This window comes from Puniceibacterium confluentis (assembly GCF_007923445.1).
GTDB classification, from domain to species: domain Bacteria; phylum Pseudomonadota; class Alphaproteobacteria; order Rhodobacterales; family Rhodobacteraceae; genus Puniceibacterium; species Puniceibacterium confluentis.
Genome location: NZ_VOJI01000025.1, coordinates 1 through 20,519, shown reverse-complemented (window position 1 = coordinate 20,519; position 20,519 = coordinate 1). Strand labels below are relative to the sequence as shown.

The 20,519-nt window shown below is 62.3% G+C and carries 14 protein-coding genes and 1 pseudogene; 7 read left to right on the top strand and 8 right to left on the bottom strand.

Going from position 1 to position 20,519, the window contains the following annotated elements; all coding sequences use genetic code 11:
• The first annotated feature begins 7 nt into the window (after nucleotides 1-7).
• Nucleotides 8-1,252 (top strand): fumarylacetoacetase, encoded by a 1,245-nt coding sequence (fahA, locus tag FOY53_RS19120; RefSeq protein ID WP_146591873.1) that lies wholly within the window; start codon nucleotides 8-10, stop codon nucleotides 1,250-1,252.
• Between the two features lie 103 nt (nucleotides 1,253-1,355).
• On the opposite strand, the gene FOY53_RS19115 is transcribed toward fahA, so the two are convergent.
• Nucleotides 1,356-2,135: an IclR family transcriptional regulator gene (locus FOY53_RS19115; RefSeq protein ID WP_281289596.1), complete on the bottom strand. Its 780-nt coding sequence runs from the start codon at nucleotides 2,133-2,135 to the stop codon at nucleotides 1,356-1,358.
• A 135-nt stretch (nucleotides 2,136-2,270) separates the two neighbouring features.
• Here FOY53_RS19115 and FOY53_RS19110 point away from each other — a divergent pair, with 135 nt between their 5' ends.
• The 5 genes from FOY53_RS19110 to FOY53_RS19090 all read left to right on the top strand — a co-directional run bounded on the left by FOY53_RS19110 (nucleotide 2,271) and on the right by FOY53_RS19090 (nucleotide 10,183).
• Nucleotides 2,271-4,133, top strand: a complete 1,863-nt coding sequence (locus FOY53_RS19110) for a TRAP transporter permease (protein WP_246107472.1) — start codon at nucleotides 2,271-2,273, stop codon at nucleotides 4,131-4,133.
• Nucleotides 4,134-4,155: 22 nt separating this feature from the next.
• Nucleotides 4,156-5,187, top strand: a complete 1,032-nt coding sequence (locus FOY53_RS19105) for a TAXI family TRAP transporter solute-binding subunit (protein WP_146591867.1) — start codon at nucleotides 4,156-4,158, stop codon at nucleotides 5,185-5,187.
• A 57-nt stretch (nucleotides 5,188-5,244) separates the two neighbouring features.
• Nucleotides 5,245-6,888 (top strand): alkaline phosphatase family protein, encoded by a 1,644-nt coding sequence (locus tag FOY53_RS19100; RefSeq protein ID WP_146591865.1) that lies wholly within the window; start codon nucleotides 5,245-5,247, stop codon nucleotides 6,886-6,888.
• A gap of 4 nt (nucleotides 6,889-6,892) precedes the next feature.
• Complete coding sequence (locus FOY53_RS19095; protein WP_146591863.1) at nucleotides 6,893-8,647, top strand: SulP family inorganic anion transporter; 1,755 nt, start codon at nucleotides 6,893-6,895, stop codon at nucleotides 8,645-8,647.
• Between the two features lie 561 nt (nucleotides 8,648-9,208).
• A complete protein-coding gene (locus FOY53_RS19090; RefSeq protein WP_146591861.1) occupies nucleotides 9,209-10,183 on the top strand; it encodes a formylglycine-generating enzyme family protein in 975 nt (324 codons plus the stop codon).
• Nucleotides 10,184-10,244: 61 nt separating this feature from the next.
• On the opposite strand, the gene FOY53_RS19085 is transcribed toward FOY53_RS19090, so the two are convergent.
• From FOY53_RS19085 to FOY53_RS19055, 7 genes are all read right to left on the bottom strand, one after another.
• On the bottom strand, nucleotides 10,245-12,050 hold the full coding sequence (locus FOY53_RS19085) for a SulP family inorganic anion transporter (RefSeq protein WP_146591859.1): 1,806 nt from the start codon (nucleotides 12,048-12,050) through the stop codon (nucleotides 10,245-10,247).
• Between the two features lie 181 nt (nucleotides 12,051-12,231).
• Entirely contained in the window at nucleotides 12,232-13,671 is a 1,440-nt protein-coding gene (locus FOY53_RS19080) for a sulfatase family protein (RefSeq protein ID WP_146591857.1), read from the bottom strand.
• A 56-nt stretch (nucleotides 13,672-13,727) separates the two neighbouring features.
• Entirely contained in the window at nucleotides 13,728-15,146 is a 1,419-nt protein-coding gene (locus FOY53_RS19075; RefSeq protein WP_146591855.1) for a sulfatase family protein, read from the bottom strand.
• A 77-nt stretch (nucleotides 15,147-15,223) separates the two neighbouring features.
• Nucleotides 15,224-16,207: a Bug family tripartite tricarboxylate transporter substrate binding protein gene (locus FOY53_RS19070; RefSeq protein WP_146591853.1), complete on the bottom strand. Its 984-nt coding sequence runs from the start codon at nucleotides 16,205-16,207 to the stop codon at nucleotides 15,224-15,226.
• 137 nt (nucleotides 16,208-16,344) lie between these two features.
• Nucleotides 16,345-17,859, bottom strand: a complete 1,515-nt coding sequence (locus FOY53_RS19065; protein ID WP_146591851.1) for a tripartite tricarboxylate transporter permease — start codon at nucleotides 17,857-17,859, stop codon at nucleotides 16,345-16,347.
• 16 nt (nucleotides 17,860-17,875) lie between these two features.
• Nucleotides 17,876-18,316: a tripartite tricarboxylate transporter TctB family protein gene (locus FOY53_RS19060; protein ID WP_186766670.1), complete on the bottom strand. Its 441-nt coding sequence runs from the start codon at nucleotides 18,314-18,316 to the stop codon at nucleotides 17,876-17,878.
• Between the two features lie 108 nt (nucleotides 18,317-18,424).
• Entirely contained in the window at nucleotides 18,425-19,234 is an 810-nt protein-coding gene (locus FOY53_RS19055; RefSeq protein ID WP_146591847.1) for a MarR family transcriptional regulator, read from the bottom strand.
• A 96-nt stretch (nucleotides 19,235-19,330) separates the two neighbouring features.
• On the opposite strand from FOY53_RS19055, the pseudogene tnpC reads away from it, so the two are divergent.
• Nucleotides 19,331-20,446, top strand: a pseudogene (tnpC, locus tag FOY53_RS19050) (IS66 family transposase); the annotation flags it as partial.
• Between the last annotated feature and the right edge of the window lie 73 nt (nucleotides 20,447-20,519).

Sequence of the window (20,519 nt, the reverse complement as noted above, 5' to 3'; positions counted from 1 at the left end):
TGTTCCCATGACTGAACTTGTCCGCTCCTGGGTCGAGACCGCGAATGACCCCGAAAATTCGTTTCCCTTGAACAACCTGCCGTTCGGCGTCTTCTCGAAGGGTGACGCGCCACGCTGTGCCGTGGCAATCGGGGATAAGGTGCTCGATCTCGCCGCGCTGCAATCTGCGGGGCTGCTGCCGGAGTACGGGTTCGATGAACCGGCGCTGAATACCTTCATGAGCAGGGGCAAAAAGGCCTGGGGCGATGTCCGCGCGACGCTGACCGACCTGCTGCGCGACGGTGGCGAGACCGATGCGGTGCGGCGCGCGCTCCACGACATGGGCGACGTCACCATGCACCTGCCGTTTACCGTGACCGAGTACACCGATTTCTACGCTGGCCGCCAGCACGCCTTCAACGTGGGTTCCCTGTTTCGTGACCCGGCGAATGCGCTGCCGCCCAATTGGCTGCATATTCCCATCGGCTACAATGGCCGCGCCTCGACGGTGGTGGTCTCGGGCACCGATTTCCACCGGCCCATGGGCCAGTTGAAAGGCCCGCAGGACGACAGGCCACGTTTCGGACCCAGCCAACGGCTCGATATCGAGTTGGAAATGGGCGCGGTGGTAGGCACACCCTCGAAGATGGGCCAGCGCGTCAGCGTCGACGAGGCCGACGACATGATCTTCGGCTACGTGCTGCTCAACGACTGGTCGGCGCGAGACATTCAGGCCTGGGAATACCAACCGCTCGGGCCGTTTCAGGCCAAGGCCTTTGCCACGACAATCGGCCCGTGGGTCGTGACCAAGGCCGCGCTTGAGCCGTTCCGCTGCGACACCCCCCCGCGCGAGAAGGAGTTGCTGCCGCATATCCGGGACACTGGGCCGATGCTCTATGACATCGATCTGTCGGTCACCATGACGGCACCCGGCGCGAAACCCACCGTGATCTGCCGCACCAACTACAACACCCTGTACTACTCCGCCGCGCAGCAGCTTGCGCACCACGCTTCGTCGGGTTGCGCGATGAGGACCGGCGATCTGCTGGGTTCGGGCACGATCTCGGGACCCGAAAAGGGCATGTTCGGTTCGCTTTTGGAAATGACATGGGGCGGCAAGGATCCGATCACGCTAGAGGAGGGCGAGACGCGCACCTTCATCGAAGACGGCGATACACTGGCTTTGCACGGTCATGCACAGGGAGACGGCTACCGTATCGGTTTCGGTCCTTGCGTTGGGACCGTATTGCCTGAGCTGGGTGATCGGTCTTGACCACCGAAGTCGCCTGACAGCCGTCAACGGGGTGCAGTGCGAGGTCGGAGATCACCGGCTTCGCGGTATCCATCGCCGCTGTGCAGGTTGACAGACCGTGGCGTCAGCCGAGCCCTGCGTATCTCTGCCCGATGGTTTTCGCTGTCGCCTGAAGACGTGACAGGTGGTTTTTCGCGACCGCCTCGACCGTATGATCGCTGGCATTCCAGACCAGGTTGACCGCGCCGACCACTTCCGCGCCAGCCAGGATGGGAACCGCGATGGCTGCCGGAAGTTCGCCATAATCGACTGCTCGGCCCCAATGGCCTTCGGCCCGGGCGGCATATCCGTTTCGGTCAATAGCTTTCAGGACTATTGGAAGTTGCGGCAGGGCAGCCGCGTCGTCACGCGGGAGGCGGGGCACCAGGTCCTTCAGCACGGCAGCACGGTCCGATTCAGTCAGGCCCGAAAGAAAGGCGCCGCCCAAGGCCGACAGGATCGGCGAAGGGCGGAACCCGACCGCATCCGGATAGACCGCATGCTTCTTGAACACCCGGGTGGTATCGACAATCTCGGTCCGCCCTCCGCCAACCGCGGCAGCGAGATCGACGCCCAAGCTGGTTTCCTCGGAGAGCCGGACGATTTCCTCCTTGCTGACGGCCACGAGCCTGTCGACCAAGTCCGGCATACCGCCAGCCTGCGGGAAGGCAGAGCCGAGTTGATAGCATCCGTCACTGCTTCTGCGCGTCAGCCAGCGGCGGCTTTCGAGCGTTGCGCAGATCCGCAGCAACGTCGGCTTCGACAACCCTGTGTTGGCCGCAAGAGATGCAAGCGAAATGGCGCCCGACGCGTAGATGACTTCGAGCACCGTCAGCCCCCGTTCGATGGATCTGTTCAGTTTCACCCTGCCTCTCCGTTTCACCTGGTGTAACGCACCTTCGCAAAATAGGCTGCGATGCGATAGCGTTTTGTAATGCACCCCGCGCTTCGACCAGGGAATCGGAGGCTGAGCGACGGGCGTTACATCGGGGAGGATGTCGTGTCGGAATACAGAAGAAATGCCTATCTGGATCATGTCGTGACCGGGCTGTCGCTTTTGGTTATCGGGGTGGTCTTCTATGTGTCGGTCTTCGGCGTCTTCTCGGATTCCTACCTGCGGGTCGGCATGCTGCTGGCGGGCGGTCTGCTGATCATACTGTCTGCCGTGGGCCGGTCGGACAGCCTTCTGGACCGGGGTCTTCTCGTGGTCGTGGCCCTCGGCCTGTCGCTCAGCGTCTATCAGTACTTTCGCGCGGCCGAGGAGATTGAGACCGGGCTCTACTTTCTGACCTCGACAGATATTTGGATGGGGTTTCTCGGGCTTATTGCCGTGATCGAACTGACCCGTCGCTCGGTCGGTCTGGTCATGGCGGTGGTCGCAGGTCTGCTGCTGGCCTACGGCGCCTTTGGCCATATGGCGCCGGGCTTCCTGCGCCATGCGGGCATCTCGACCGAAGAATTGATGACCGTGCTGTGGTATTCCTTCGACGGCGTCTTCGGGCGTCCGATGGCAACGGTCGTCTCGACCATCCTGATCTTCATCGTCTTCGGCGCGCTGCTGGAACTGCTCGCCATCGACCTCGTGCTGGTGCGGCTTGCCATGGCCGCCACCGGGCGGATGCGCTCCGGCCCCGCCGCCGCGGCCACGGTCGCCAGCGGGTTGTTCGGGACGATTTCGGGCTCTGCGGTGGCCAACGTCGTGGGCACCGGGGTCATCACCATTCCGCTCATCAAGAAACGCGGGTTCTCGCCTCGGTTCGCGGCGGCGGTTGAGTCCGCCGCCTCCAGCGGCGGCCAGATCACGCCGCCGATCATGGGGGCCGTGGCCTTCATCATGGCCGATGTCACCAGCGTGCCCTATCTGACGATCTGCGCCGCCGCCGCCGTGCCCGCATTGCTGTACTACGGCGGCCTCTTCGTCGCCATTTCCAGCGCAGCCCGAAATATGGACCTGGCCGAGGAACCGCGCCCCAAGATCGCGTTCAACTGGCGCGAACTGGTGCAGGTGGGCATCTTTGTCCTCGCCCTCGCGGGCATCGTCGTGACCATGGTTGGCGGCTCGTCGCCCGCTTATGCCGGATTTGTCGGCGTCGAGCTGGCCGCTCTGCTGGGTTTTGCTGTGCGACCCGACCTGCTGTTCAACGGGGCGGCCTGGATAAAATTCATCCGCTCCGCCGGTCTGATCTCGGCGCAGCTTGTCGTCATTGTCGGCGCCGTGGGTATCGTCATCGGCGTGCTGAACCTGACCGGCGTGGGGCTGCGATTTGCCTCGCTGCTGTCGAGCCTCGCTGAAGACCAGTTGATCATATCGCTGATCCTTATGGCCATTGCCTGCCTCCTGCTCGGCATGGGAATGCCCACGGTGCCGGCCTATCTGATCATCGTGCTGGTGATGGGCCCGTCGCTGCAGAAGCTGGGCGTGCCGATCATTCACACCCATATGTTCGTGCTCTATTTCGGCGTCTTGTCGGCGATTACCCCGCCGGTTGCGCTCGCCGCTTTTGCGGCTGCCCCGATCGCGGGCTCCAGCCCTATGGCCACAGCCCTCGAAGCCTCTCGGCTGGCACTGCCAGGCTTCGTGATTCCGTTTGCCTTCATCTATCAGCCGGCGCTGTTGCTGGGGACAGGGTTTGCTTTGACCGAGTCGGTGCAGGCGATCCTCTTTGTCCTGCTCGCCACCGTCCTGATCTCGCGGGCCTGCTATCCGCGCAAGGGCAAGGCTTACATGGTACCGGTGGGGCTGGGTCTGGCCGTGGCGCTGATTTTCTTCGGACCGTTGGTCTCGTGGATCGCCGCCGCTGCCGCAGTTGGGCTGATGTACGTCGACCGGCTGGAGCTGAACGTCAAGAACCAAATTTCATGATAGCAATGAGGAGAACCTAATCATGAAGACCATCACCCTCAATCGCCGTAGCCTGTTGGCCGGCACCGCCGCCGCCACGACGCTGGCCATGCTGCCTCGCGCCGCTTTGGCCAAAGAATTGCTGCGCATGTCGACGCTGGGGCCGGGCACCAGCCCGAATTTGGTTATGACCACCTTTGCCAATATCATTAACCGCGAACTGCCGGACTACGAGATCCAGATCAACGCCACCGGCGCTGCCACCCGCCACGTGTTGGAAGTGGCGATGGGCAAGACTGCCTTCTGCATGTCCTCGCCAGCGCTGCATGCGCTGATGGCGAACCAGCGTGCCATGTTCGAGAAGATGGACCAAGCGCCGAAACTGTCCAAGAAGCTTCGCACCGTGCTGAACTTCCCGATGGGCGTCTATCACATCGCGGTCTACGAGTCGTCTGGCATCACGTCGCTGGATCAGGCCAAGGGCAAACGGGTCTTTCTTGGACCTCCGGGCAGTGCTGCCTATGCGACGATGGTGCGCCTGTTCGAGGCTATCACCGGCTTGAAGGCCGACGAAGATTACGAAGCAGTGAAACTGGGATGGGATGCCGCCGCGGCGTCTTTCCAGGACGGCAACCTCGACATCTATTGCAACCCGACCAACGCGCCCAGCCCGGTGCTGACCCAGATCGCGGTGACCAACCCGATCCGCTTCCTCGGCATTCCCGCCGACCAGCTGGAGACCGACGCGGTCAAGGCGCTGGCCAACCGCCCCGGCTTCGGCCTCGGCACGCTTCCAGCGGGAGTCTACGGCGACAACCAGGTCAACGACGAGGACACGACCACCCTGCGCGTCACTGTCGGCATCGTCACGAGCGAAACCGCTGATGAGGAAATGATCTACGACATGACCAAGACCTTCTTCGAAGGCGTGGCCGAAATGCGTGAAGGCGCACCCTGGCTCAAGGCGATCACGCCGGAGGGCGCGGTGGCGGATCTCAACATGCCGCTGCACCCCGGCGCGCTGCGCGCGCTCGAAGAGCTTGGCGTCACGATCCCCGACGTCGCACGCGGGTAAACAGGCAAATGGCCGGGGCGGCAGCGCCCCGGTCCGACTATCAGGTGGGCCCCGGTCATGACCAAGAACGTTCTATTCATCATGTGCGATCAGCTGCGTTGGGACTATCTGTCCTGCACCGGGCATCCGCATCTGCATACGCTGAATATCGACGCCCTTGCGGCTCGCGGGGTGCTGTTTGACCGTGCCTATGTGCAATCGCCGATCTGTGGCCCATCGCGGATGTCCTTCTACACCGGGCGCTACGTCGCCTCGCACGGCTCCACCTGGAACGGCATCCCGCTCAAGGTGGGAGAGATGACCCTGGGCGACCATCTGCGCACGCTGGGTGTGCGCACGGCCCTTTGCGGCAAGACCCACATGACCGCCGATGTCGAGGGGATGAAGCGACTGGGCCTGTCACCGGACAGCAAGATCGGCGCGCTTGTGTCGGAATGCGGCTTCGAGCCCTACGAGCGCGAGGACGGGCTGCACCCCGACGGACCACGCTATCCGCGCAACACGGCTTATGACCAGTTCATGAAGAACCGCGGCTGGCCCGATGAAAACCCGTGGGAGACAGTGGCCAACAGCGCCGAGGACGTGGACGGCAACATTCTCAGCGGCTGGTTCATGGACAACGCGGACAAACCCGCGCGCGCCGCCGATGAGGAAAGCGAGACGCCCTATATCACCTCCCGTGCGATGGACTTCATCCGCGAAGCCGGCGACACGCCCTGGTGCCTGCACCTGAGCTATATCAAGCCGCACTGGCCCTATATCGTGCCCGCGCCCTATCACGACATGTACGGCCCGGAGACGCATCTCGACCCGGTGCGCAGCGAGGCGGAGCGCGACACCCCCCATCCCGTCTATGGCGCCTTCATGGAGGAACGCGTGAGCCGCGCCTTCTGCGACGATGGCACCCGGACCCGCGTGCTGACCGCCTATATGGGGCTGATCAAGCAGATCGACGACCAGATGGGCCGGTTGATGGCGTTCCTTGACGAGCAGGGTCTGACCGAGGAGACGATGATCGTCTTCACGTCCGATCACGGCGATTACCTCGGCGATCACTGGATGGGCGAGAAGGAACTGTTTCACGACGCCTCGGCCCGCATCCCGCTGATCGTCGTCGACCCGCGTGCAGAGGCCGATGCAACCCGCGGGCAGACATCCTCCGCGCTGGTCGAGGCCATCGACGTCGTGCCGACGATCCTCGACTATTTCGGCGGCGAGGCAGTGCCACACATCATCGAAGGGCATTCGCTGCTGCCGCTGATGCACGGGCAGACTGACAAGCTGCGTGACGTGGCGGTCTCGGAATACGACTATTCCATGCGCGACGTCCGGCGGCGACTGGGTGTGGAGGTCAAAGACGCCAAGCTGACCATGCTGTTCGATGGGCGCTGGAAGTACATCTTTGCCGAAGGGTTCCGCCCGATGCTGTTTGATCTGCAAAACGACCCTGACGAACTGACCGACCTCGGTGCCGATCCGGCACATGCGGAGGAATGCGCCCGCATGGAAAAGCTGTTGTTTGTCTGGGCGCGCCGTACATCGCAGCGCACCACCCGGTCGGATGCCTGGATTGCCGCACGCGATCCCAGCCTGGGGGAAGCCAAGGCCGGCATCCTGATCGGCTATCGCAACGAGGCCGAGTTGCGCGAGGTTCTCGGGACTAGAGCAGGCTGCGACACGAAATCCGACAAGGCCCCCTGACCCGATGGCCCGGACCAGCACGGTCCTCAAACGCCTGTCACCTGTCAGGCCGTGGTTGCGTGACCAGTCGCCAACGTCGTGGAAAGCGGACGCGCTTGCCGGGTTGACGGGCGCCACCATCGTGCTGCCGCAAGGCGTGGCCTTTGCCATCATCGCCGGGTTGCCGCCGGAGTACGGGCTGTTCACTGCGATCATCGTGACCATCGTCGCCGCCCTCTGGGGGTCGTCGCGCGTCATGGTCTCGGGGCCGACCACGGCGATTTCTGCGGTGCTTTTTGCCTCGCTGAGCGGCTTGGCCGTGCCCGGCAGCGAGACCTATATCGCGCTGGCGCTGGTGCTGACCTTCCTCGTCGGCGTGCTGCAACTCGCGGCCGGGATGGCGGGGCTGGGCGGGCTGATCGCCTTCATCTCGCATTCGGTCATCGTCGGCTTCACCGCCGCCGCGTCGGTCCTGATCGCGGTGTCGCAACTCGGTCCGGCGCTGGGTCTCGCGGGCGGCGAGGGCGGTGTGCTGCATCGCCTGTCGCGGATCGTGGCGGAAGCAGGAACATTGAACATCGACGCGATGATCATCTCGGCGGTGACGCTCGCCAGCCTGATCGCCTCCTTCCGCATCAGCCGCCGCCTGCCGGGCTACATCATCGCGCTGGTGGCCGGCTCGCTCGCCGCCGTCCTGCTTGACGCCGAAGTGGCGATGTTCGCGCCACTCGATGCGGTGTTGCCGTCGTTCGAGGCACCGGACCTGTCGATAGGCACCATCGGCGCGCTGCTGCCCGCTGCCGCCGCCGTGGCGTGCGTCGGTCTGCTCGAGGCAATCTCGATCGGCAAATCCTTCGCCATACGGCGCGGCGAGACCTACGACAGCAATCAGGAAATGGTTGGGCAAGGTCTCTCCAACCTCGCCGGCAGCTTCTTTCACTGCTACGCGGGGTCCGGCTCCTTCACTCGCTCCGGCCTGAACGCGGAAAGCGGCGCGGCCTCGCCATTGTCGGCAGTCTTTGCCGCCGGGTTCCTTGTGGTTCTGCTGCTGCTGCTTGCGCCTTTCGTGCGGTTCGTGCCGGTGCCCGCAATGGCGGCGATCATCCTCTACGTCGCCTGGCGGCTGATCACCATCGCCGAGATCCGCCACATCGTCGCGACCAGCGGTTCCGAGACCTTCATCCTCGCCGCCACCTTCCTGACCGGCATCCTGTCGGGGCTCGATTTCGCGATCCTCGTCGGCGTTGTCGCCTCGTTGTCGATCTTTCTCAACAAGAGCGCGCATCCGCTGGTCGCGGTTGGCGCGCCGACAGAAGTGAACGGCCGCCGGGTATTCATGAATGCCGAGTCCTTCAACCTGCCGCAATGCCCGCAAATCCGGTTCGTGCGCATCGAAGGACCGCTGTTCTTTGCTTCGATCGAACATGTGGAGCGCGAATTCCGCCGGATGGAAGAAAAGGACGGCCTGAAGACCTGCATCCTGAACCTCAAGGGCGTCGGCAAGATCGACCTTTCCGGTGCCGACTTCATCCTATCCGAGGCGCGTCGGGCGCGGGCGCACGGCAACGACCTTCACTTGATCGCCGCCAATCCGAGCGTTCTGAACGTGCTCAAACGGCTGCACTGTCTGGACGAGCTGGGACCAAACAATGTGCATCCGCACAAGTCGGATGCCATCCGACCGGCTGTCGCCCGGTCGTCCGACCCAATCTGCGCCGGTTGCGAAATTCGGTGTTTCAACGAATGTGCTGACAAACCGGGCGCGGAACCATCGGCTTGAACGGCCCAGGCCGCTATCGGGTTGGCAGCCAGGAGGGTTGTCATTTCAGACGAAGGCAACGAAAGGCTCGCTTTCGGCCAAGAGGCGGTTAGCGTTTCGAGCGGGTTTTGTACCGCGTAAATCGATGGGTTTTTCCGAACGTCTCGAAAGGGAAGGCCTTGGCAAAGACGCTGTAAAAAAGCGCGTGCAGGTTAGACAACGCCCCGCTTTCGCGCCTCATTGAGCGTATTCGCGTTAGCTTAGCTTTTGTAATGCCGCGAAAGACCGGTCTGGTGATGTCGCACCGCGGCACCCAAGTTGGCGGCCAATGTCTCCTGTGGGCCGATCGCGCTCTCACATTCGTGTTCTGTCTGCGAATTTGCCCTGCCAGCTGCATTGCCCTCTGACCACCTAACTTAAAGGTACGACGAGACACTTTCCGGCAATTCTGCTCGAATAACATGGTGCCAATCAGTCGCGAGCGGATTAAGATGGTTGCTCATTAACCAGAAAGCGATGGCCCTTTTCTTGGGAGCAGCAAGGATGCCAGATACAGGGTTGAGAGAAAGAGTGTCCCCGAATATGCACGATGACAAGCCCAGCTGTTGCGCACCGGGTTCCAACCCCAAGGCGGACGACTTCGACGCGAGGTTCGAGGGCGCCGCGAGCGAGGTCCCCGAGGCGCCGCCCGATATCCGTTCCGCATTGCGCGACCGGCTGGAGTCGATCGAGGGTGGTTTCTTCGACATGGGCGCACGCCGGTCCAGCTTTCCCGACGACCTCGACAGCCCCCGCCGCCGCGTCCGGGTGTCGCCGTTTCGCATTGCGCCCCACGCCGTCACCAACGTCGAATATGCCGCTTTCGTCGATTCAACCGGATACCGCACGGTCGCCGAGCAGGAGGGATGGAGCTATGTCTTTCACCTGTTTCTCGACGACCTGGCGAAGTATCCCGACTATGCCGGGCCCGCGCCCTGGTGGCGGCGGGTGGATGGGGCTTGCTGGAGCGCTCCTGGAGGGCCGCGAAGCGACTGGCAGGATCGGCCAGACCATCCGGTTGTGCAGATCGCCTGGTATGACGCGTTTGCCTATTGTCGCTGGGCCGGATTGCGTTTGCCCAGGGAGGCGGAGTGGGAGTTTGCCGCACGTGGCGGGCTGGCCAGGAAGAAGTTCCCGTGGGGCAACGAGATGATGCCCGGCGGAGTACACGCGATGAATACATGGCAGGGCGAGTTTCCAGCTATCAACACGGCAGAAGACGGCTGGGTTGGCACCGCACCGGTGGGCAGCTATCCGCCCAATGGCTACGGCCTGTACGACATGACTGGCAACGTCTGGGAGTGGGTGCAGGACTACTACGGTCCGCGCCCCGATCCGAAACGCCTTGCGGTGCACGATCCGACCGGGCCCGAGACCGGAACGGAACGCATTCAGAGGGGCGGGTCATACCTCTGCCATATCAGCTATTGCGACCGCTATCACGTGCACTCCAGGACCCGCAACGACCCGAGCGGCTCGGCCGGCAACAGCGGATTCCGCGTCGCCGGTGACGCCTGAACGGGCCGTCCCCGGACGCAAGTGTGGACCTGGGGTGGCCACCCAGCGAGACGGCTCGCCCTCACCAGGATCCTTCGCGTTGCGGTGCATCCTTCTGCGGCGCGATACCCGGCGGCGCGGGCTTGCCAGCGCATTCGACGAACGCCCGGATCGTGCAATTCCGACATACATCATCGTCGAATTGTTCCGTCGCCGCCTGGATCGCTTCGCTCTTGTTGGGGTGGAGATTTCGTTTCTCCAGGGCTTCGAACAGGTTCATCCGCTCCAGCGCGTCCACCGTCTCCTTGAACGGAACGACCAGATGAAAATCGCCGCCGGCTTTCCGGGCCTTGGCAATTTCGTCGACCAGAAGGCCGACCCCGGACAAGTCGATCTTGCCCAGCCCCTTCAGCACGAGGATCTTGAAACGCGGGCCCGGGTACATCGCCTCGAACCGCCGAAATTCGCTCTCCACATGGTCGACCGAGCCGAAAAACAGCGGGCCATCCAACCTGAGAATGCACACCTGCGGGCATGGCTTCAGATCGTGGAACACGGCGCCACGCAATTGCCGCCGCCCGTGACGTTCGATCGGGGCAAGCACGGCGAGGTGCGGGTGCGAACTCCGGTAAAGAAATACGGCCAGCGAGGTGACGACGCCGACGAAAATCGCGTTCTCAAGCTCCGTGGTGATGCCGGCGAGAAAGGTCAGAAACAGGATCAGCGTCTCGCTTCGGCTGCTTCGGATGATGTGGCGGATTTCGCGGAAACTGATCAGCCGCCACGCCACGTAAATGATGATCCCGGCCATGGCTGGCTTCGGGATATGGTCGACAAATGGGGCCACAACGAACAGCAAAGCCAGCAGCCATCCGGCGGCGAAGACCGCGGACAGGGGCGTCTTGGCCCCGGATTCGGCATTCATTGCCGACCGGGTAAAGGATCCGGACCCGGCATAGGCCTGAAAGAACCCCGCGACCACGTTCGAGAGGCCCTGACCGATGATCTCCTGGTTGGCGTCGTATCGCTCGCGCCGACGCATGGCAAAGGCGCGCCCGATACTGATCGCCTCCAGAAGCCCGACAAAGCCGATCGACGCCGCGCCGGGCAGAAGCGCGGGCAGATCCGAGAAGGCCACCGACGGGGCGCCAAAGGCCGGAACAAGCGAGGGCAACTTGTCGAACATCTCGATGCCCGCGTCGCGGGCGCCCAGGATTTCGCCCACCGCCACGCCGACCAACAATGCCACCAGATAGGCGGGGATCCTGCGGCTCAGTTTCTGGGTAATCACGATGGTCGCCAGAGTGGAGGCCGCGAGGAGCAGGGCCAGCGGCTGAAAGCCTTCGCGATGCTCTAGAATCCTGGCAATGCGCTCGATCACACCGCCGCCGCTTTCAACGTCGATGCCGAGCGCGCCGCCAAGCTGAGATGCCCCGATTAACAGCGCGGCGGCCGCCGTAAATCCGACCATCACGGAATGCGAGATGAAGGAGATCAGACCTCCCAGCCGGAACACACCAGCCAGCAACTGGAACAGCCCGGCGATGATCGTCAGCGTCAGCGCGAACTGGATATAGATCGGCGTACCGGGGGGCGCCAGTTCGGCGAGCGTCGCGAACATGACTGCGGAAATCGCCGTCGTCGGGCCGGACACCATGACCATCGATGTCCCCCAGATCGCGGCGATCACGGGGGTAATCATCGCGGTATAGAGCCCGTATTCCGGTGGCAGCCCGGCGATGACGGCGAAGGCCACGCCCTGCGGCAGGACAATCGCGGCATTGGTCAGCCCGGCGATCAAATCGTCTTTCACCGTGTCGCGGCTGACCTGCGCGAACCAGGGCCGACGGGGGCTGAAAGCCTCGATCAACTGGTGCTTGTTGGGCATGGTTTAGGTCACCTGGGTGAAAGTGCGACATCGGCTCTGCCCCCTCAGGCCAAGGCCAAGGAACAGCGCACATTAACAGCGACGGCGGGCCCCGCCGAATTTCAATGCCAGGCTCCCCCACACCCGGGAGGATGGATGGGGGGAGCCGCCCGCTGGCCGGGCCGGTGACCCAGGGGCGGTCTTATACCGGCATCGACCGGGCAAGCACGTTCTGGAACTTCTGCGTGCGCAAGTCGCTTCTAATCCGCCAGTCGAGAAGCCGCCCGATCAGCTCGGTTTTCCTGCCCGCGCAGTCCGGATCGTCCCAGCGATTTACCCGCTCGCCCGGATCGGTCGAGAGATCGAAAAGCTGACCCTCGTCGGTATCGACAAAATGCACCAGCTTCCAATTGTCGACCATGACCATCGACACGAATTCCGTTTCCGTCAGGATCGCATCGCGCGCATGTTCGGCGAAGACGGTGTCGCGCCGGGGGGGCGGCGTGTCTCCGAAATAGGGGCAGAGCGATTGTGCCTCCATCCAGTCCGGCGGCGCGACACCGCAAAGCTCAAGGATCGTCGGCCCAAGATCCATCAGCGACACGAGGTCGGACACCCTTTGACCGGCGGGAATGCCGGGGCCCCAGACGATGGCCGGGACATGCACCGATTGCTCGTACATGTTCCATTTCTGCGAATGGCCGTGATCGTTCAGGCAATCGCCGTGGTCGGAGGTGAATATCAGGATCGTGTTCTCCAGCACGCCACGCCGTTCCAGCGCGTCGATCACCAGCCCAACCTGTTCGTCGATCATGGTGACATTGGCAAAATAATGCTGCCGCTGGCGCTGTAGCTGTTCGTCACTCGGCTCCTTCAGGTGCACCACCGCGTCGTGATCGTCCTCGAGGTGATTGCGGCGCAATTCCCGGAACGGCGTCGGCTGGCTGTCGAGGTCGTAGTCGCGGATCGGCGCGGGCATCTCGCGGCCCTCGTATCTGTCGAGGAAGCGTTGCGTCGGGTCATAGGGCGGATGCGGCCCGGGGATGCCGATCTGCAGAAAGAACGGCTCCTTGCCCGAGTAGCGATCCATCCACATGCAGGCGGTCTGCGGCACGAAGACATCCGGGTGCAGGTCCTCGGGCAGTTCCCAGGTGAAGGCGCCCAGGCATTCCTTGTAATCCTCGCGGTGCCGGTAGGTCTGGCGGCTGGGTTTCTCCAGCCCGCGCGACCAGATCGCCTTGTCCCAGTTGTCGAGGTAAAACGGCAGGTTCGGGTGCGCGCGGTCCTTGTTCTCGGTCACGTGGCGTTCATGAAAGCCGAATGCACCTTCGACCGGCCAGGTGTGCATCTTGCCGACATTTACACAGCGATAGCCGGCTTTGTTCAGATCGCCCACCCAACTGTAGTTCCACGTCTCGTCGTTGCGGAACACGCCGTTGGTGTGCGGATATGTTCCGGTGAACAGCGAGGCGCGCGACGGGCTGCAGGACGGAGAGGAGACGTACATTCGGTCAAAGGTCGTCCCTTCGTTCACCAGCCGGTCGAGATTGGGCGTGTCGACATGGTCAAAACCGAGTGCCGCGATGGTGTCGTAGCGCTGCTGGTCGGTCAGGATGAAGACGATATTGGGGCGGTCACTCATGTTGGATTATCCTCTTGCGGCACCTGTCAGCCGGTGCCCGATGTCCCGGTTGGAGGTCAGAAATTGCCGACGATCTGCACCGGATCGACTGTGGCCACGCTTTGCGCGAAATTCGCGAGTATCAATTCGCATTTCAGAGCCTTGCAGGATGGATCCTCCCATCTGTTGTCAAACTCATCCGGGTCAGTTTCGTGATCGTAGAATTCGCCGATTTCTTGCCCGTGAAAGACCACCAGCTTGTAGCGCCCGTCGAAATACATCGTGGCAAACACGCCTTTGTGGGCTGCGGGCAGCGCGTCGTAGTACTCGCAGTAGACGGATGGCTTGTGCTTGTCCGGATCGGCCTTGCCCCGCAAAATATCCGCCAGGCTCTGCCCCTGCATGGTGAACGGAACGCCGATCCCGGCAAGGTCCAAGATCGTCGGCGCCAAATCGACCAGTTCGACCAGGGCGTGACTGCGCACCTCTGTCATCAGCCGGGCAGGGCAAGAGACGATCAGCGGCACGTGCACCAGTTCCTCGTAGAAATGGCCGCCCTTCAGGATCAACCCATGGTCGCCCAGCATTTCGCCATGGTCGCTGTGGAAGACGATGATGGTGTTGTCCCGCATGCCGGTTGCGTCGAGATGATCGATCATGCGGCCGACCTGCGCGTCGATCAGATCGACCATCGCGTAGAAGTCGGAAACATACTCCTGCTTCTCCCGGTCACTCAGCGACTTGCAGCTTGGGCCCAACCCGCTTTGTCCGCCGTGTTCATAATCCTGACGCTGGATCAGTGGCTTGTTGTCCAACTCGCCCTCTTTCCACTTGGGCAGCGGCATGTCCTCGGCGGGGTACTTCTTCTTGTACTCCTCTGGTGGATCGAACGGGTGGTGCGGGTCGAAGATGTTGATGCTGAGCATCCAGGGGCGGTCCGCGTGGCGATCCATGAAGTCTATCGCTTCGTTGGCGCACCAGGTCGTCTGGTGATGTTCCGGGCGGATACCGCCGTTCTTGCCGTGGTAATCGGTCTCCCAGGACACGCCCTGCGACCGCAGCCAGGCCTGATAGGCATTGTCGTCGCCCCAGCCGTCCCTTGGCCCGTGGCTCCATTTGACCATGTCATAGCCGTGGAGCTTGGGCAGAACCTCAGTCCGCCCATCCGCAGCGGAAAGGTGCAACTTCCCGATCAGCCCGCAGGTATAGCCGTTCTCGGACAGGATATGGGGCACGAGGATTTCGTCGTCCGGGAAATGGTCGTTGCCGTTGCGCGTGGTCCGCGTGGTCCGCGGGTAACGGCCGGTCAGGAAACTCGCCCGGCTGGGCGTGCAAACCGGGCTTTGACAATAGGTCCGGTCGAAAGAGACGCCCTCGCCAAGCAGCCTGTCCAGATTGGGGGTGTTGATATGCTCGTTCCCGAGTCCCCGGATCGTATCGAACCGCTGTTGGTCGGTACAAATCCACAGGAAATTGGGCTTGCTCTGGTCGCTCATGGGGTCAGGAACCTCGGTTTGACTTTCGGGATTGGCGCATTGGCCCGGAACGCTCCGAGCCAATGGCTCGGGGCGGCTTACTTCAGCACGCCGAGGTCGGTCAGGATGCCTTTGTTGACCACATCCAAGGCCTCCATCCGGGCCTTGTAAGCTGCGGAATCGTTGAAGTTGACCATGATCTTCCGCTTGGCCAGGGCTTCGAGCAGTTCAGGATCCTGCAACGCGGCCTCGATGGCGGCCGACAGGGTATCCTGGATGTCCTGCGGCGTACCTTTGGGCGCGATGACGCCGACGAACAGCTGGCTGGGGGTGTAGCCCAGGTCCTTCAGCGACGGGATGTCTGCGAAGTAATCGGGCTTCACTTCCATCACGTCGACGATGGGCCGAAGCGTGCCGCTTTCATACTCGGAGATGATGATGTGCGACGGCATGATCGCCGCTTCGATCTCGCCCCCCAGCAGCGCCTTCTTGGATTCTGCGCTGCTTTTGTACGTGATCTCGTTCAAATCTACCCCGGCAGATTGCTCAAGGTTCAAGAGGGGCAGGTGCTGGACATTGAAGACGCCATCGACGCCAACTTTCACCGCGCCGGGATTTTCCTTGGCATGCGCCAGCAGGTCGTCGAGCGACTGGAACGGCGAGTCGCCCGGCACCACGATGTAATGCGCCGCGTCGAACACGTTCGCGATCAGTTCGAAGTCCTCGTAACCTGAGTAGCTGGTTTTGCCCAGGTGCGGCATGATCGTCAGCGGCGCCACGGACGCCTGGCCAATGGTGTAGCCATCCGGCGCGGAATTGAAGACCTCGGAGACCGCGATGGTCTGGGTCGCCCCCGGCAGGTTCTTGAGCACGAAGGTCGCGTCGTTCGGCAGGTTCTTTTCCACGTATGGGTAGATCGTCCGCACGATGGTATCGAGGCCGCCGCCGGCTCCATCCGGCACGATCCAGGTGATCGGTTTTTCCGGGTAGCCTTGGGCTGCGCCCTCGGTCGGGCTGGTCGCCAGGACCAGCGAGGCCAGCGCCATCGTGACCGCGGCGGTCTTTGTCAGAAACGTAAACATGAGGTTCTTCTCCCTTTTTTGATCTGGTCTTCGGAGCACGTCCAATTTCTCAACTCCCGAAAAGGACGGCGGTGTTGCGGATGTAGTCGCATCAGCCGATACGGTGTCGGCCAATTCGTGGCTCCTCCTTCTTCATGTCATTTGACGCCGTAATCCGTGGGTTCGGCGTCCGGTTGGTTTCGTCTTCGGTTGAGTTCGCCGTAAATCGCGGCACCGACTGCGGCGACGACCATAAGCACCAGCGCGATCGAATAGACGCTGGAAAAGAAAATGTCGTAGCTGCCGTTGGAAAGTGTCAGGGACCGCCGGAAATTCTCTTCGATGATCGGCGCCAGAACATAGGCGATGATCACCGACGACACCGAGTATTCCAGCCGCTTCAGAATGTAGAATGCCACCCCGATTCCAAGCGCCAGCCACAGGTCAAAAAAGGCGCCCTTGGACGCATAGATGCCGATCAGGCACAGCACGAGGACCGTCGCCACCAGGAAGGAATTCGGGATCACCAACACCCTTGCGAACATCGGCGTCAGCAGACGACCGATCAGATACATGGCCACAGTCGTCACGATGAAGCCGTAGAAGATGCCGTAGACCAGGTCCCTCTCGGCGGTGAACACGTTCGGCCCCGGCTGGATGCCGTGCATGATGAACGCACCCATGATGATGGCCACCGCGGCCGAGCCGGGGATGCCGAGCGCAAGGAAGGGCACCAGCGCACCGCCCGCCGAGGCGTTGTTCGACGATTCAGGCGCGGCAATGCCTTCGGCGCTGCCTTTACCGAAGGCTTCGGGGGTTTTGGACGTCTTGCTGACCACCGCATAGGCAAACCAGCACGACGCCCCGCCACCGATGCCCGGCAGGATGCCCGTGCCCGCCCCGATCAGCGATCCGATCGTGGTGGACCTGCCGATTCCCTTGATCTCTTTCCAAGTCAGGCCGGTCTTCAACGTCCCGCGGTCTGCCTCATACCGGACATTCAGCCCCTTGCTGATCATGATGAACAGTTCGGAAATCGCGAACATGCCGACCAGAAAGGCCACAAGGTTGACGCCGTCCATAAGTTCCGGCTGGCCGAAGGTCGCGCGGTTGACGCCGGTGAGCGTGTCGACGCCCACGGTGCCAGCCATCAAGCCCAGCACGACCGAGATCATGCTCTTGATCTTGTCCCGCCCGCTGAGCAGCCCGACGGCCATCAACCCGATGACGCCCAGCAAGAAATACTCGGGGCTGCCGAAGTTCAGCGCGAACCGAGCCAGAGGCACCGAAACGAAGATCAGCACCAGCCCGCCAAAGATACCGCCGATGCTCGACGACACCAGCGAATAGCTCAGCGCCTTGCCTGGCGAGTCGTTCGCCGCCATCGGATGGCCGTCTATGACCGTGGCCGCCGCCTGCGGCGTGCCCGGCACGCCCAGCAGAATGGCCGAGATCGAACCGCCGTATTCACCGGCCTGGTAGGTGGCCAGCAGCATCAGGATGCCGGCCAGCGGCGGCAGCGTGAAGGTCACCGGTAACAGCAGCGCCACCGCGATGACCGTGCCCAGCCCGGGCAGGGCGCCGAACACCATGCCCACGACCGTGCCCAGCAGGATGCACAGCATGTTGGTGAGGGTGAAGAGATTGAGAAGGTCTTGAGCCAGGTTTTCCATTTATCTTTCCATTCCCTCAGAAAGAAATCTCGAGGATTTTCCCGAACAGGGCGAAGAGAAACCCGGTCAAGAAAACCGACGTCACCACGGCCACGAGCGAACTGTTCCTGATGCCGAATTCGATCCGGTAGATCGTCAGCAAAACGGTCAGGAGGACGAAGACATTCAGGTAGAAGTATCCAAAGACCTGCCAGCTCGCGATGAATGCGATGGCAAGGGCCAGCGTCGCCAGGATGTAGCCGAAGTTTTCGGTCGTGACCATGGCGGTGTTCTCCGGGCTCTTGTCCCGAAAATTGCGGATCAGGGTGACGATGCACAACAGGACGAGGATGCCGGTCAGGGCATTGGGAAAGTAGGTCGGCCCGACGCCGGACCCTGAGAAAAAGATCGCTTGCGACGCGCTGTGATTGAGGTTCAGCGTATAGCCAATCCCGCCCATAATCAGCAGTACGGACATGAGGCTGTTCAGGTGTTTCCAGGTCATGCAAGGACACGCCCGGAAGAGATCGAAGCTCTTGGATGTTTCATGGTTCCTCCCAGTAAAAAAATCGTCCCGTCGCTGCCATCATCCTCCACGAAGCGGCAGGGCGTGGTGCTTTGGCACAAGCCGGTTGGCTGCGCTTTCGGCGTGGGCAAGGTCGGACAGGTCTGACCGCACATTCAGCAGCGCGTCGCGGTATTTCTCCATCTGGTCGTCCGGCCGGTCGTCCGGTTCGGCCAGCGCCAGCAGGTGCAGGAACTTGCCTTTCGGGTCTTCGACCACTGTAGCAAAGCGGCGAATGCCGACGTGATTGCCCACGGTATCCGCGGCGAACACCTCCGAACGCATTTTGTCCAGCGCGGCGCGGACCTTGGCCTCGGGCAGCCAGCGCGTCGGTTGGCCGGGCCTGCGAAGGGTTTCGAAGAAGCCATCGGTAAAGAACCGCGCTTGGATGTCGCTCCAGTCCAACCGGCTCAGGTACAATTGCGACAGCACGTCTAGTTCATATAGCGAGCGGCGAAACCCGACCCCTGCGCGGATGACCACCTCCGGGTCAGGGTGTTCTGCCTTCGAGTGCCACAAAAGCTCATGCCCGGCGACCACGATCACCTCGGCCGCGACACCCAGACGGCTGGAAAGGTCTCGCATCGTGCTGTCGAGCATGGCGAGGTAGGTCTGCGACATCGGCACGTTCCGCTCGAGCCGGAAGTTGCGCACACAGTACTTTTCGCTGGTTCTGAACAGGTAGCCCCAATCCGACAGGGACTTGACGATCCGGTTCAGCGTGGAGGGCGACAACCCGCAGTGGCGTGCAATGTCGACCTGCTTCACCGGTCCTGGCCCCGCGGCCATGATGTACTCCAGCACTTGCAATGTTCGCTCAGTCGGATCCATCGTCATTCCATATTTGGCATCATAAATACCAATATTGGTATTTGCGACAAAATGACCGAAGCCGTGAGCTCTGTCAAGCAGTATCTTGACCTAGCGGAGACGGGTATCTCTGCGCTGCGGGCGCAGGTCGGCACGGGCCACGCCTCACAGCAGAAGCGGGCGTCCAGGCCACGCAAGGGCTTTCCGCCGCATCTCGAGCGCGTTGAAGTGGTGATCGAGCCTGAGGATCTGCCCGAACATGTCGGCAAGCAGAAGGTGCTGATCGGCGAGGATACCTCCGAACGGCTGGATGTGATCCCGGCAAAATTCCGGGTGATCGTCACGCGCCGTCCCAAATATGCGTTCAAAGGCTGGGACGGTGTCATCCAGGCTTCGGCACCGGCGCATATCATCGAGAGCGGCCTGCCGACGGAGGCGCTGCTGGCGCAGATCGCGGTCTCGAAATACGCCGATGGCTTGCCGCTCTATCGCCAGGAGGGGATCTATGCCCGTGATGGCGTAGATCTCGACCGACGGCTGATGGCGCAGTGGATGGGCCGGACAGGCTTTGAGCTGGATATCCTCGCGGACCATGTCCTGAGCGAGATCCTAAAAGGCGACAGGGTTTTTGCGGATGAGACCAACCTGCCGACCCTTGCCCCCGGCACCGGCAGCACGAAGAAAGCCTGGCTCTGGGCCTATGCCCGCGATGACAGCACCTTCGGTGGAAGTGGTCCACCCATGGTGGCCTATCGCTTTGAGGACAGTCGGTCCGGCGACTGTGTGCGGCGGCATCTCGGGGGCTATCGCGGCATACTACAGGTGGACGGCTATGCCGCCTACAACAAGCTCGCGCGCAAGGACGGAGGCAATGACAGCCCGCGACTGGCGGGATGCTGGGCCCATTCCCGGCGGCGGTTCTATGAACTTCATGCCGCCGGAGACTCGCAGGTCGCCACCACCACGGTCGATCTCTGGAAGCTTGAGGCAGAGGTGCGAGGTCGAAGCCCTGAAGCTCGCGTTGCCGCACGGCAGGCTGTCTCGGCTCCGATCATTTCAGAGCTGTTCACGCTCTGGCAGCAAACCTTGCCGCGCATCTTGGGCAAGTCAAAGCTGGCCGAAGCGCTGCGTTATGCCATGACCCGTCGCGACATCTTCGCGCGTTTCCTGACGGACGGCCGTATCGAGCTCGACTCCAACATCGTCGAACGCGCCATCAGGCCCCAGACCGTTGGTTGCTCATTATGCACCCCCTTCGTAAGTGTTTGGAAACATTGAAAGCTGGTCGTCGAACTCAGCGCGACAC

Coding starts and splice junctions, on each gene's coding strand:
- fahA (WP_146591873.1), top strand. CDS start 8: ATGACTGAACTTGTCCGCTCCTGGGTCGAGACCGCGAATGACCCCGAA.
- FOY53_RS19105 (WP_146591867.1), top strand. CDS start 4,156: ATGAAGACCATCACCCTCAATCGCCGTAGCCTGTTGGCCGGCACCGCC.
- FOY53_RS19100 (WP_146591865.1), top strand. CDS start 5,245: ATGACCAAGAACGTTCTATTCATCATGTGCGATCAGCTGCGTTGGGAC.
- FOY53_RS19095 (WP_146591863.1), top strand. CDS start 6,893: ATGGCCCGGACCAGCACGGTCCTCAAACGCCTGTCACCTGTCAGGCCG.
- FOY53_RS19090 (WP_146591861.1), top strand. CDS start 9,209: ATGCACGATGACAAGCCCAGCTGTTGCGCACCGGGTTCCAACCCCAAG.
- FOY53_RS19085 (WP_146591859.1), bottom strand. CDS start 12,050: ATGCCCAACAAGCACCAGTTGATCGAGGCTTTCAGCCCCCGTCGGCCC.
- FOY53_RS19080 (WP_146591857.1), bottom strand. CDS start 13,671: ATGAGTGACCGCCCCAATATCGTCTTCATCCTGACCGACCAGCAGCGC.
- FOY53_RS19075 (WP_146591855.1), bottom strand. CDS start 15,146: ATGAGCGACCAGAGCAAGCCCAATTTCCTGTGGATTTGTACCGACCAA.
- FOY53_RS19070 (WP_146591853.1), bottom strand. CDS start 16,207: ATGTTTACGTTTCTGACAAAGACCGCCGCGGTCACGATGGCGCTGGCC.
- FOY53_RS19065 (WP_146591851.1), bottom strand. CDS start 17,859: ATGGAAAACCTGGCTCAAGACCTTCTCAATCTCTTCACCCTCACCAAC.
- FOY53_RS19060 (WP_186766670.1), bottom strand. CDS start 18,316: ATGTCCGTACTGCTGATTATGGGCGGGATTGGCTATACGCTGAACCTC.
- FOY53_RS19055 (WP_146591847.1), bottom strand. CDS start 19,234: ATGGATCCGACTGAGCGAACATTGCAAGTGCTGGAGTACATCATGGCC.